The 12,426-nt window shown below is 74.4% G+C and carries 10 protein-coding genes; 2 read left to right on the top strand and 8 right to left on the bottom strand.

Annotated features, from left to right (window positions below; translation table 11 throughout):
- Positions 1-21: 21 nt before the first annotated feature.
- From speB to BMW62_RS12445, 3 genes are read right to left on the bottom strand one after another with little or no spacing between them, the layout of a single operon-like run.
- Complete coding sequence (gene speB / locus BMW62_RS12435) at positions 22-1,038, bottom strand: agmatinase (RefSeq protein ID WP_091931179.1); 1,017 nt, start codon at positions 1,036-1,038, stop codon at positions 22-24.
- The gene (locus tag BMW62_RS12440) at positions 1,035-2,351 is read right to left on the bottom strand and encodes an aspartate aminotransferase family protein (RefSeq protein ID WP_091931180.1); all 1,317 of its coding nucleotides are present in this window, start codon (positions 2,349-2,351) and stop codon (positions 1,035-1,037) included. The genes speB and BMW62_RS12440 overlap by 4 nt, the downstream gene beginning before the upstream one ends.
- Positions 2,348-3,418 (bottom strand): alanine dehydrogenase, encoded by a 1,071-nt coding sequence (locus BMW62_RS12445; RefSeq protein WP_091931181.1) that lies wholly within the window; start codon positions 3,416-3,418, stop codon positions 2,348-2,350. The genes BMW62_RS12440 and BMW62_RS12445 overlap by 4 nt, the downstream gene beginning before the upstream one ends.
- A gap of 132 nt (positions 3,419-3,550) precedes the next feature.
- On the opposite strand from BMW62_RS12445, the gene BMW62_RS12450 reads away from it, so the two are divergent.
- On the top strand, positions 3,551-5,173 hold the full coding sequence (locus tag BMW62_RS12450) for a PucR family transcriptional regulator (RefSeq protein WP_091931182.1): 1,623 nt from the start codon (positions 3,551-3,553) through the stop codon (positions 5,171-5,173).
- A gap of 22 nt (positions 5,174-5,195) precedes the next feature.
- On the opposite strand, the gene BMW62_RS12455 is transcribed toward BMW62_RS12450, so the two are convergent.
- The 5 genes from BMW62_RS12455 to BMW62_RS12475 are packed head-to-tail and all read right to left on the bottom strand — an operon-like array spanning position 5,196 to position 10,818.
- Complete coding sequence (locus BMW62_RS12455) at positions 5,196-6,614, bottom strand: NAD(P)/FAD-dependent oxidoreductase (protein WP_091931183.1); 1,419 nt, start codon at positions 6,612-6,614, stop codon at positions 5,196-5,198.
- Positions 6,607-7,476, bottom strand: coding sequence for an ABC transporter permease (locus BMW62_RS12460; protein ID WP_211435101.1), 870 nt, complete (start codon positions 7,474-7,476; stop codon positions 6,607-6,609). Before BMW62_RS12460 ends, BMW62_RS12455 begins: the two co-directional genes overlap by 8 nt.
- 13 nt (positions 7,477-7,489) lie before the next feature.
- Positions 7,490-8,395: an ABC transporter permease gene (locus tag BMW62_RS12465; RefSeq protein WP_211435102.1), complete on the bottom strand. Its 906-nt coding sequence runs from the start codon at positions 8,393-8,395 to the stop codon at positions 7,490-7,492.
- Positions 8,396-8,453: 58 nt separating this feature from the next.
- Complete coding sequence (locus tag BMW62_RS12470; protein ID WP_091931184.1) at positions 8,454-9,623, bottom strand: ABC transporter ATP-binding protein; 1,170 nt, start codon at positions 9,621-9,623, stop codon at positions 8,454-8,456.
- A complete protein-coding gene (locus BMW62_RS12475) occupies positions 9,616-10,818 on the bottom strand; it encodes a polyamine ABC transporter substrate-binding protein (protein ID WP_211435103.1) in 1,203 nt (400 codons plus the stop codon). The genes BMW62_RS12470 and BMW62_RS12475 overlap by 8 nt, the downstream gene beginning before the upstream one ends.
- A 186-nt stretch (positions 10,819-11,004) precedes the next feature.
- Here BMW62_RS12475 and BMW62_RS12480 point away from each other — a divergent pair, with 186 nt between their 5' ends.
- Positions 11,005-12,396 (top strand): NAD(P)/FAD-dependent oxidoreductase, encoded by a 1,392-nt coding sequence (locus tag BMW62_RS12480; protein ID WP_091931186.1) that lies wholly within the window; start codon positions 11,005-11,007, stop codon positions 12,394-12,396.
- The last annotated feature ends 30 nt before the right edge of the window (positions 12,397-12,426 follow it).

Consider the following 12,426-nt stretch of genomic DNA (forward strand, 5'->3'; position numbering starts at 1 on the left):
CCGGGCCCCGGCCGCCGGGCGTCAGCCCCGCCCGTCCAGCAGCGGGCGGGCGGGGTCCCAGGTCGTGCCGTCCCGGGCGTCGGCCCGCCGGCGGGCCAGCGCCGACAGCGCCTCGAGCACCACCCGGTTGCCCAGGTAGGCGGTCACCTCCGCGACGTCGTACGGCGGGGACACCTCCACGACGTCGACGCCCACCACGGGCAGTTCCAGGCAGATCCGCCGCACCGCGTCGAGCAGTTGCCGGGAGGTGAGGCCGCCCGGCTCGGGGGTGCCCGTGCCCGGCGCCATGCCCGGGTCGACCACGTCGACGTCGACGGACAGGAAGACGCCGTCGCAGTCGTCGACCGCCAGGGCCATCGCCTCGTCGAGGCAGGCGTCCAGGCCCCGGGTGACGATCTCGGTCATCTCGTAGGAGCGCAGGCCCCGGGCGGCCATCCAGTCCAGCGTCTCCGGCCCGGGCCAGTAGCCGCGCAGCCCGATCTGCAGGAACCGGTCGCCCCGCGCCGCACCCGACTCGATCAGCCGGCGCATCGGCTGGCCGTGCCCGTAGAGGGAGCCGAACTCGATGTCCCCGGTGTCGGCGTGGGCGTCGAAGTGCAGCACCGACACCCGCCCGTGGCCGTGGTGGTTGGCCACCCCGGTGACGTCCGGAAGCGCGATCGAGTGGTCCCCGCCGAGGACCACCGGGATCGCCCCGGCGGCGGCGACCGCGGTCACCGCCCGCTCGACGGCGGCGAGGGCGCGCTCGATCTCCCCCGGCGGCATCTCGACGTCCCCCGCGTCGAGGACCCGCAGGTCGGTCAGGCCGTCCACGCGCAGCGCCAGCGACGGCCGGGAGCCGTCGTGGGCGAGGTAGCACGCCTGGCGGATCGCCGACGGGCCGAACCGGGTGCCCGGCCGGTGGGAGGTCCCGCCGTCGAACGGGGCGCCGACGATGACGACGTCGGCGCCGGCGAAGGAGGCGGGGTCGTCGAGGTCGCAGCGCGGCACACCGAGAAAGGTGATGTCGGGGCCGAACTGGCTGCCGTACCGGCTCATGCCGGCTGCGGCCCGGACGCCGCCGGCAACGAGGCCCGCAGGATGTCCAGCCCCTCGTCGGCCTCGTCGGCGCCGAGGGTCAGCGGCGGGGCGACGCGCAGGACGTTCCCGTGCAGCCCGCCCTTGCCGATCAGCAGGCCACGGTGCCGGGTCTCCTCCATCACGCGGGCAGCGGCGGCGGGGTCGGGCACCCGGGAGCCGGGCTCCACCAGCTCGATGCCGATCATCAACCCCGCGCCGCGGACCTCGCCGACGAGCGGGACCGTCCGGGCGATCTCCCGGAGCCCGTCGAGCAGCCGCCGCCCGACGGTCCGGGCGTTGGCCTGCAGGTCGTGGTCGAGCAGGTAGTCGAGGGTCGCCAGCGCGCCGCGGGTGGACAGCGGGTTGCCGCCGAAGGTGGAGATCGAGTTGGCCGTCAGCCCGTCCATGAGGTCGGCCCGGGCGACGACGCCGCCGATGGACAGCCCGTTGCCCAGCCCCTTGGCGAACGTCATCGCGTCCGGGACGACCCCGTGGGCGGAGATCCCCCAGAAGGTGTCCCCGGTGCGGCCCCAGCCGGTCTGCACCTCGTCGGAGACGAACGGGATCCCGTGCTCGTCCAGGACGTCCTTGAGCGCCCGGAAGAAGCCGACCGGCGGGACCACGAACCCGCCGACGCCCTGGACCGGCTCGGCGATCATGCAGGCCACGTCGCCGGAGGTGGTGGTGAGGAGCACGTCGCGCAGGTCGTCGGCGGCCGCCCGGCAGAAGTCGGCGTCGGAGAGGTGACCGAACGGGCTGCGGTAGCGGTAGCCGTTCATCACGTAGCTCACGTCGACCGGCGAGAACGACGACGGCGACCAGCCGCGGTTGCCGGTCACGCCCATCGCGGCGTAGGAGCGGCCGTGGTAGCTGTTGCGCAGCGCCAGCACCTGGTTGGACCGCCGGGCGGAGGTGGTGAGCAGCAGGGCGGCCTCGTTGGCCTCCGTACCGCTGCTGGTGAAGAAGACCTTGGCGTCGGGGATCCCGGAGAGCTCGGCGATCCGCTCGGCGAGCTCCACCTGCGACCGGATCAGGTAGAGGGTCGAGGTGTGCAGGACTCCGGTGTCCGCCTGGGCCGAGATCGCCTCGGTGACCTCGGGGACGCCGTAGCCGAGCATGTTCGTGAGGATCCCGGCGAAGAAGTCCAGGTACTCCCGCCCCTCGCCGTCGATCACCCGGCAGCCCTTGCCGGCGGCGATCTCCAGCGGCTGCTCGTAGTTCAGCGTGAGCCAGGACGGCAGGACGGCGCGGTGCCGGGCCAGCAGCTCGGCGGCGCTCCCCCCGCCGGTCACGCCGCGCCCCCGCTCGACGCCAGGGCCTCGGCCACCGCGGGGTGCACCACGTCGCCGCCGGCCACGTTGAGCGAGCCCGCCAGCCGCTCGTCGGCCGGGTCGGTGACCAGCAGCCGCAGGTACGGGGCGACGGCGGCCGAGAGCGCCCGGCTCGCCGTCCGGGGGTACTGGCCGGGCACGTTCGTGACGCAGTAGTGCAGCACCCCGTGCGCCAGGTAGGTCGGGTCGCTGTGGCTGGTCGGCCGCGCCGTCTCGATGCACCCGCCCTGGTCGATGGCCAGGTCGACGACGACCGACCCCGGGCGCATGGCGGCGACCATCTCCTCGGTGACCACGATCGGGGCACGGGCGCCGGGCACCAGGGCCGCACCCACCACGAGATCGGCGTCGGCCACGGCGTCCGCGACCGACTGCGGGGAAGAGGCGAGGGTGCCGGTGACGGTGCCGGCCTGGTGCGCGGTCCACAGCCGGTGCAGGTCGACGTCGACCCCCAGGACCTCGGCGTCCATGCCGCGGGCCCCGCGGGCGGCCATGGTGCCCGCGACGCCGAGCCCCAGCACGACGACCCGGGCGGGTGGGACACCCGCGGCCCCGCCCAGCAGGGTGCCGTTGCCCTTCGCCAGTGCCGCGGCCCCCATGATCGCGGCCGCGCGACCGGCGATCTCGCTCATCGGGGCCAGCAGGGGCAGGCCGTGGCGGTCGCTGACGGTCTCGAAGGCGTGCGCCTCCACACCCGCGTCCTGCAGGGCGCGGGTCAGGGCAGGCTCGGCGGCCAGGTGCAGGTAGCAGAACAACCGCAGCCCGGGGCGGAAGTGGGTCCACTCCGGCGGCTGCGGCTCCTTCACCTTGACCACCACGTCCGCGGCCCAGGCGTCGGCCGCCTCCGGGACGACGTGCGCCCCGGACTCCTTGTAGTCCGCGTCGTCGAACCCGGCCCCCAGGCCGGCGCCGGCCTGCACCAGGACGCGGGCGCCCCCGCGGGTCAGGAGCGCCACGGCGCTGGGGTCCAGGGCCACCCGCCGCTCGCCGTCCTTGGTCTCGGCCACCAGCCCGATGCTCGTCTCCACCGATCTCCTCCAGCCCGCGCGGTGTCCCCCGGATGAGACGCCGGTCACCTCCAGCCTGGTCAGCGCGGCGGCGCGACGGCAAGATACGGATCGTCAGGGCATCCCGGCCCGACCTGACGATCCGGAAACCCGATGCTGCCGACCGTCGCCGAGGTGCTCGACCTGCCGTCCGTGGCGGCCGGGCGCCCCCTGACCACCGCATCCCGCGCCGCCCTCGCCCGGCCGGTGCGCTGGGTCCACGTCAGCGAGGTCCCGGACATCAGCAGCCTGCTCAGCGGTGGGGAGCTGCTGCTCACGACCGGCATCGCGCTGCCCGACGACCCGGCAGGGCTCGCCCGGTACGTCGACGAGCTCGCCGACGTCGGGGCCTCCGCGCTGGTCGTCGAGCTCGGCCGTCGCTACACCGAGCTGCCGGCCACGCTGCTCCGGGCCGCGCGCCGCCGGGACCTCCCCCTGGTCGCGCTGCAGCGGCCGGTCCGCTTCGTCGACGTCACCCAGGCCGTGCACTCCCACATCGTCGAGGCGCAGTTCGCGCAGCTGCAGCGGTCGGACACCGTGCACGCCGCCTTCACCGCGCTCACCGTGGCGGGTGCCTCCCCGGCGGACGTGCTCGCCCGCGTCGCCGAGCTGGCCGGCTGCCCGGTCGTGCTGGAGAACCGGGCCCACCGGGTGATCCTGGACGAGCCCGCCGGGGTGCCCCGGACCGTCCTGCTCGACGGATGGGAGGCCCGGTCCCGCCGGGCTGCCTGGACCGGAGCGACCGGCACCGGGCCCGAGGGCTGGCTCGTCACCCCGGTCATGGCCCGGGGCGAGACCTGGGGCCGGCTGGTCGCGGTCACCGACGGCACCGACATGGCGTACCGGACGGTGGTCCTCGAACGCGGCGCCACCGCCCTGGCGGTCGGCCGCCTCCTCGAACGAGACCGGGAGACGCTGGAGCGGCACGCCCACCGCTCGCTGCTCTCCGACATCGTCGAGCAGCGCTGGGCCTTCCCCGCCGAGATCGCCTCGCGCGTGACCGCAGCCGGGCTGCCCGTCGCCGGCCGTTCCCTGGTGGCCGCCGTCGTCCACTGGCCGGACGCCCCCGCCCGCGGCACCGTCGCCGGCGAGAGCCCGGCGGCACGGGCGCTGGAGCGCGACCGGGCCGAAGGCGTCGGGCTGGCCGCCCGGCTGTGCCGCCTCCCCGCGCTGGTCGGCACCGTCGGGCACGGGGAGGTCGGTGTCCTGGCGGCGCTCGACGGCGTCACGGGGGCGAACCTGGAGCAGACGCTGCACCGCCTGGCCGACGCGCTCCGCGCCCAGCCGCTGGCCGGCGCCCGCCCCCTGATCGGCGTGGGCAGCGTCGTCCCCGGCCTGGCGGAGGCGCGGCGGTCGTTCCAGGAGGCGTCGCAGGCCGCGCAGGCGGCGGTCGGCGACCCGCGGGGCCTGCCGTTCTACCGGCTGGTCGACGTCCGGCTGCGGGGTCTGCTGCACCTGCTGCGCGAGGACCCCCGGCTGCAGGCGTTCGTCGAACGCGAGCTCGCCCCGCTGCTGACCGCCCACGACGCCGATGCCCTGCTGGCGGCGCTGCAGGCGCTGCTGGCCCGCGGGGGCAACAAGACCGCCGCCGCGGCGGCGGCGCACCTGTCGCGGCCGGCGTTCTACGCGCGGCTGGCCCGGGCCGAGCGGCTGCTGGGGCTGGACCTGGACGCGCCGGAGTCGCGGCTGTCCCTGCACGTGGCGCTGCTGGCCCGCAGCGCCCAGCAGCCGGTCTGACGGGTCCTGCGGGCCGGTGGGCTCAGGAGTCGAAGCCGAGCCCGGCCCGGTCCAGCCCGCGCAGCCACAGGTTGCGGCGTCCCCCGTGCCGGTCGGCCCGGGCCAGCGACCACTGGGTCAGCGCGATGCCGGCCGACCGCAGGGGTTCGGGCGGGAACGGCGTCGGCCGGCGTCGCACCATGGACAGCCGGGTGCGCTCGGTGTCGGCGCCCGACAGCAGGTCCAGGACGACGTCGGCCGCGAAGCGGGTCGCCCCCACCCCCAGCCCGGTGAAGCCCAGCGCGTAACCGACCCGGCCGCCGCGGGCGCGCCCGTAGAACGCGCAGAAGCGGGTGCTCGTGTCGATCACCCCGCCCCACCGGTGGGTGAAGCGCACGTCGGCCAACTGGGGGAAGGTCTCGGCGAAGTGCCGGGCCAGCCTGGCGAACGTCTCCGGACGCTGGTCGAGCCGCGGCTCGATGCGGCTGCCGTAGTGGTAGACGGCGTCGTACCCGCCCCAGAGGACCCGGTTGTCGCGGGTCAGCCGGTAGTAGTGGAACCGGTTCGCGGAGTCGCCGACCCCCTGCCGGTTCCGCCACCCCACAGTCGCCAGCTGGGCGGCCGACAGGGGCTCGGTCACGAGCACGTAGTCGTACACCGGCACGGTGTACGGGCGCAGCCGCCGCAGCAACGACGGGAAGGCGTTGGTGGCCAGCACCACGCGGGCGGCCCGCACCGTGGCGAACGGCGTCCGCAGCACCACCCGGCCACCCTCGGTGCCCATCGCGGTCACCGGCGTGTGCTCGTGCAGCCGGACGCCGTGCGACTCCGCGGCGGCGCGCAGGCCCCAGGCGAGCCGGGCGGGCTCCACCAGCGCGGTCGTGTGCCGCTCCCAGAGCCCGGCGAGGTAGGTGGGGCTGTCCAGCTCGGCGCGGACGGCGTCGGCGTCGAGCAGCAGCGGGGGCGGTGCGTCCGTGGTCACCGGCAGCCGCGCCCGCTCGGCCAGCTCCTCGGCCTGCCACGGCTCGGTGGCCACGTCCAGCGCGCCGGTGCGGCGGAAGTCGCAGTCGATGCCGTAGCGGTGCACCGCCTGCTCGATCCCGTCGAGGTTGGCCTCCCCCAGCCGGTCGAGGACGGCCATCTCCCCCGGCCACCGGGCGTACCCGTTCGCCGCACCGTGGGTGAGGCTCGCCGCGCAGAACCCGCCGTTGCGCCCGCTGGCCTGGGTGCCGGTGCGGCCGGCCTCCAGCACGACGACGTCGTCGGCTCCCCCGTCCCCGAGGGTGGCCCGCTCGCGGGCGCGCAGCGCCGTCCAGAGCCCCGTGTACCCCCCGCCGACGACCGCGAGCTCGCAGTCGACGTCCGCCACCAGCGCCGGCGCCGGCGGCGGTGCGGCGCGGTCGTCGAGCCAGAACACCGCCGGCTCGGCGTCCGCCAGGGCCGACAGCGCCGGCTCAGCCACGGCGGGCGCGCTTGACGAGCTCCCCGATGCCGACCGCGAGCAGCGCGGCGAGCAGCATCGCGGTCCCGATGACGTTCACCTGCGGCGGCACGCCGCGCTGCGCGGCGCCCCAGACGTACATGGGGAAGGTGATCGTGTTCCCGGAGTTGAAGTTCGTGATGATGAAGTCGTCGAAGGAGAGGGCGAACGCCAGCAGCGCGGCCGCCAGGATGCCGGGCGCGGCCAGCGGCAGGGTGATCCGGCGGAAGGTCTGCCACTCGTTGGCGTAGAGGTCCATCGCCGCCTCCTCCAGGCGGCTGTCCAGGCCCGCGAGCCGGGCCTTCACCGTGACGACGACGAAGCTGACGTTGAACATGATGTGCGCCAGCACGATCGTCGTGAAGCCGGTCCCGACCCCCAGGTTGACGAACAGGGTCAGCAGCGAGGCCCCCATGACGACCTCGGGGGTGGCCATCGGGAGGAACACCAGCAGGCTGGTGCCCGTCCGGCCGCGGAACCGGTGCCGCACCAGGCCGAACGCCAGCAGGGTGCCGAGCACGGTCGAGACCAGCGTGGCCAGGGCGCCGATCTCCAGGCTGCGCACGACCGCGTCGCACATGCCCGCCGGGGCGCACGGGTTCAGCCAGGCCTCGGTGGAGAACCCCTGCCAGGTGAAGTTGAAGCGTCCCGCCGGGTCGTTGAAGGAGAAGAGCAGCACGACGGCGATCGGCACGAACAGGTAGACCAGCACCAGGACGGCGAAGGCCATCACCAGGTGCCTGCGGACCCACCCGGACAGGCGGGCGAGGGCCGAGGTGCGCCGGGGCCCACCCGGGGCCGGGGCGGCGCCGGAGCGGGTGGGGCGGTCGAGGGTGGTGGTCACGTCGCCCTCCGGCTCACAACAGGTCCCGCGCGCCGACGCGGCGCACGTAGACGAGGACGATGACCAGCACCGAGACCATCAGCGCGAAGGACAGCGCGGCGGCGGTCGGGTAGTCGAGCACGGTGAGGAACCGGCTCTGGATCACCGTGCCGACCATCGCGGAGTTCGGGGTGCCGAGGAACTGCACGTTGACGTAGTCGCCCGCTGCCGGGATGAACGTCAGCAGGGTGCCGGCCACCACGCCGGGCAGCGACAACCGCCAGGTCACCTTGCGGAAGGCCGTGAAGGCGTTGGCGTAGAGGTCGGCGGCCGCCTCGAGCAGCCGCTCGTCCATCTTCTCCAGGCTGGCGTAGAGCGGCAGGACCATGAACGGCAGGAAGTTGTAGGTGAGACCGAGGATCACCGCGGCCGGCGTGGCCAGGAGGCGGCCGCCGTCGTCCAGCAGGGCCACCGCCCGGAGCGTGTCCACGACCCAGCCGTCGTCGCTGAGGATGATCTTCCAGGCCAGGGTGCGGATCAGGAAGCTGGTGAAGAACGGGGCGATCACGAGGATCAGCAGCAGGTTGCGCCAGCGGCCGGCCTTGAACGCGATCGCATAGGCCAGCGGGTAGCCGATCAGGAGGCACAGCAGCGTCGCCGCCCCGGCGTACAGGAAAGAGCGCCCGAACTGCGCGCCGAAGGTCGACAGGGCCTCGCTGTAGTTCGCCCACTCCCAGGTCAGCCGGTACCCCTGGCCCAGGGATCCGGTCTGCAGGGACATGGAGGCCAGGGCGACCATCGGGACGAGGAAGAACACCGCCAGCCAGGCCAGGCCCGGCAGGAGCAGCAGATAGGGGGTGTACCACCGCCGCGGACGCGGCGGCTCCTCGTCGGTCGCGTCGGTGGCCGGCCCGGCGTGGCCGGTGAGGGCCGCCGTCACCGGCGCTCCCCGACGCCCGCCGCTCGTCGCCCGGAGACGCGGGCAGGGACCGGCCGGGTCACGACCGGGCCTCCGCGAGCACCGACGCCCCGGACTGCTCGGCCACCTCGGTCGGCGCGGCGTCGAGCGGGAAGGTGTGCTCCGGCCGCCAGGCCACGGTGACCTGCTCCCCCGCGGCGACCCGTCGTTCGCCGCCCGCGTTCTGGGCGAACACGCTGATCTCCTGCCCCCACGGGGTCCGCACGAGGTACTGGGTGGACAGGCCCGTGAACGACACGTCGGTGACCGTGCCCGGGACCTGGTTGCCCAGCGCCGCCCCGGGGGCCTCCCCGGCCGGGACCGCGACCGTCTTCTCCGGCCGCACACCGAGCGACAGCCGGGCCCCCGGGGAGCCGTGGCGGCCGGGGATGCGCAGCCGGCAGCCCTGGACGGTGACCAGTGTGCCGTCCCCGCCGACCTCGTCGACGACGCCGTCGAGGCAGTTGGACTGGCCGAGGAAGTTGGCCACGTAGCGGCTGGCCGGACGCTCGTAGAGCTGCTCGGGGCCGCCGAGCTGCTCCACCCGGCCGGCGTTCATGACGGCGATCGTGTCGGCCATGGTCATGGCCTCTTCCTGGTCGTGCGTGACGTGCACGAAGGTGATGCCGACCTCCGTCTGGATGCGCTTGAGCTCCAGCTGCATCTGCCGGCGCAGCTTGAGGTCGAGGGCACCCAGGGGCTCGTCGAGCAGCAGGACCCGCGGCCGGTTGATCAGCGCGCGGGCCAGGGCGACGCGCTGCTGCTGGCCGCCGGACAGCTGCCCCGGCCTGCGCCGGCCGAAGCCGCCGAGCTCGACCAGCTCCAGCATCTCGTCCACCTGCCGGCTCACGTCCTTGACCCCGCGACGGCGCAGCCCGAACGCGACGTTCTCGGCGATCGAGAGGTGCGGGAAGAGAGCGTAGCTCTGGAACACGGTGTTGACGGGGCGCTTGTAGGGCCGGAGGTCGGTGACGTCGTCCTCGCCCAGCAGGATCCGGCCCCCGGTCGGCTGCTCGAGGCCGGCCACCATCCGCAGCGTGGTGGTCTTGCCGCACCCCGAGGGCCCCAGCAGCGCGAAGAAGGATCCGGCCGGGATGGTCAGCGTGAGGTCGTCCACGGCGGTGAACCCGCCGAAGCGCTTGGTGACCCCCTCGATGCGCACGTCGCTGCTGGTGCGGTCCCCCTCCGCCGGGCTGCGCCGGTCAGGCACCGATCACCGCCTGGAAGAGGTCCTGGTACTCCCGCTCCTCCTCCTCGGTGAGGGCCTTGAAGCCGTGCAGGTTCGCCAGGATCTCCGGCGTCGGGAAGATCAACGGGTTGTTCGCGACGTCGGGCGCGGTCTCCAGCGCGGCCTCCCGGGCGCCGGCGACCGGGGTGACGTAGTTGACCCAGGCCGCGACCTGGGCCGCCACCTCGGGGTCGTAGTAGTGGTTGATCAGCTGCTCGGCGCCCTCCTTGTTGGCGGCCCCGGCCGGCACCATCAGGTTGTCCGACCAGAGGATCGCCCCCTCGGCGGGCAGCACGAGCTGGAGCGCGGGGTCGTCGGCCTGGAGCTGCACCACGTCGCCGGACCAGGCGAACGCCGCCCCGATGTTGCCCGCGGCCAGGTCGGCCGCGTACTCGTTGCCGGTGAACTGCCGCACGTAGCCCTCGTCGACGATCTCCTGCAGCTTGGCGATCGCCGCCTCGTAGTCGGACTGGCTGTGGTCCTCGGGCGTCTTGCCCATCGACAGCAGGATCAGCCCCATGGTGTCGCGCATCTCGCTCAGCATCGTGATGCGGCCACGGAGGTCGGGCTGGAACAGGTCGTCGACCCGCGTGATCTCCCGTCCCAGCTCCTCGGGGTTGTACGCGATCCCGGTCATGCCGCTCTGCCAGGGCAGGCTGTACCGGCGGCCGGGGTCGAAGGGGACGTCCTGGTAGGCGGGCTGCAGGTTGCTCGCGTTCGGGATGTTGGACGTGTCGAGCTCCTGGACGTACCCCAGCTGGATCATCCGGCCGGCCATCCAGTCGGTCAGCACGATCAGGTCCCGGCCGGTGCTGCGCCCCGCCTCGAGCTGCGGGGCGATCTTGCCGAAGAACTCGTCGTTGGAGTTGATGTCCTCGGTGTAGGCCACCGACAGGCCCGTCTGCTGCTCGAACGCCTGCAGCGTCGGGTGCACGCTCGCGTCGTCCTCGGCGGTGTCGAGGTACAGCGGCCAGTTCGACCAGTTGACCGTGGTGGCGTCCTGGGCGCTCCCCGCACCGGGGGCGCCGGCAGCGTTGTCGGTGCCCTCCGTGCCGCACGCGGACAGCAGGGGGCCGGCGGCCAGGGCGGCTCCGCCCAGGCCGATGACCCGCAGGAAACCACGGCGGTCGAGCGCTGCAGACGTGATCCGCATCAGCTCCGGTCGTAGATCGCTCAACGGCGTGTCCTTCCGCGACGGCGACCCTGCCGGGCCGCCGGGTGGGGTCAGCGAGTGACGAGGTGCGAGAAATTTCACATCAGTGCTTGCGCAGTGCGCAGATTGGCAGACAACATCCCCGCCGGACAAGGGTTCGGTCGTCACGGATCGATACCGCTACGGATTCCTTCGCCGACGGGAGTCGCCATGACCACCGATCCGACCGTGCCCGGTCCACCCGGGCTCTGGTTCGACACGCTCCCGGGGGCGGTCGTCCCCCGCCCGTCCCTGAGCCGCGACATCGATGCCGACGTCGCCGTCGTCGGCGCCGGGTTCACCGGCCTGTGGACGGCGTACTACCTCGCCCGGGCCGACCCGACCCTGCGGATCGTCGTGCTCGAGGCCGAGGTCGCCGGGTTCGGGGCCAGCGGCCGCAACGGCGGGTGGTGCTCGGCGCTGTTCGCGGCCAGCCGCGAACGCATCGCCCGGACCGCCGGGCGGCAGGCCGCCGTCGACCTGCACCGGGAGCTCCGGCGGACCGTCGACGAGGTCGGCCGGGTCGCCGCAGAGGAGGGCATCGACGCCCAGTACGTGAAGGGCGGCACCCTGGCGATCGCCACGCGGCCCGAGCACGTCGCCGCGCTGCAGGCGGAGGTGGAGCACGAGCACGCGTGGGGGGCCGGCGCCGAGGACGTCGCCTGGCTGGACGCGGCCGAGACGGCCGGGCGGGTCCGGACGTCGACCTGCCTGGGCGGGGTCTTCACCCCGCACTGCGCCCGGGTCCACCCCGCCCGCCTCGTGCGCGGGCTCGCCGACGTCGTCGAACGCGCCGGCGTTACCGTGCACGAGCGGACCCGGGTCACCCGCATCGGCCCCGGCGTGGCGGAGACCGCGCACGGCCGCGTCCGCGCCGACTCCGTCATCCGGGCGACGGAGGGGTACACGGCCACGCTCGCCGGCCACCGCCGGGCCCTCGCACCCGTCTACTCGCTGATGATCGCCACCGAACCGCTCCCGCCCGGCTTCTGGGACGAGGTCGGCTGGGCCGGCCGCGAGACGGTGACCGACGGCCGCAACCTGATCATCTACGCGCAGCGCACCGCCGACGACCGCATCGCCCTCGGCGGCCGCGGCGCGCCCTACCACTACGCGTCGTCGGTCCTCCCCGGCCACGACGGCTCCGAACGCGTCTTCGCCGCGCTGCGGCGGACGCTGGTCGACCTGTTCCCCGCTGCCGCCGACGCCCGGACCACCCACCGCTGGGGCGGGCCGCTGGGGGTGCCCCGCGACTGGATGAGCTCGGTGGGGCTGGACCGGCGGACCGGTCTGGCCTGGGCGGGTGGCTACGTCGGTGACGGCGTGGGGACGTCGAACCTCGCCGGCCGGACCCTGGCCGACCTGGTGCTGCAGCGCGACAGCGACCTCGTGCACCTGCCGTGGGTCGGGCACCGCTCCCCGCACTGGGAGCCGGAGCCGCTGCGGTGGCTCGGCATCAACGGCGGGCTGCAGCTGGCCGGGCTGACCGACGCGATCGCCGCCCGGACCGGACGGCCGGCGCGCCGCACCGGGCAGCTCCTGGCCCGGCTGACCGGCGGCTGATCAGCCGGTCGGACAGCGGATATCGCCGTA

The organism is Blastococcus sp. DSM 46786, assembly GCF_900109665.1.
Classification (GTDB): Bacteria; Actinomycetota; Actinomycetes; order Mycobacteriales; family Geodermatophilaceae; genus Blastococcus; species Blastococcus carthaginiensis.

Bases quoted from the DNA above. Each gene is read 5' to 3' on its own strand.
- speB (WP_091931179.1), bottom strand. From the start codon at position 1,038: ATGAGCCGGTACGGCAGCCAGTTCGGCCCCGACATCACCTTTCTCGGT.
- BMW62_RS12450 (WP_091931182.1), top strand. From the start codon at position 3,551: ATGCTGCCGACCGTCGCCGAGGTGCTCGACCTGCCGTCCGTGGCGGCC.
- BMW62_RS12480 (WP_091931186.1), top strand. From the start codon at position 11,005: ATGACCACCGATCCGACCGTGCCCGGTCCACCCGGGCTCTGGTTCGAC.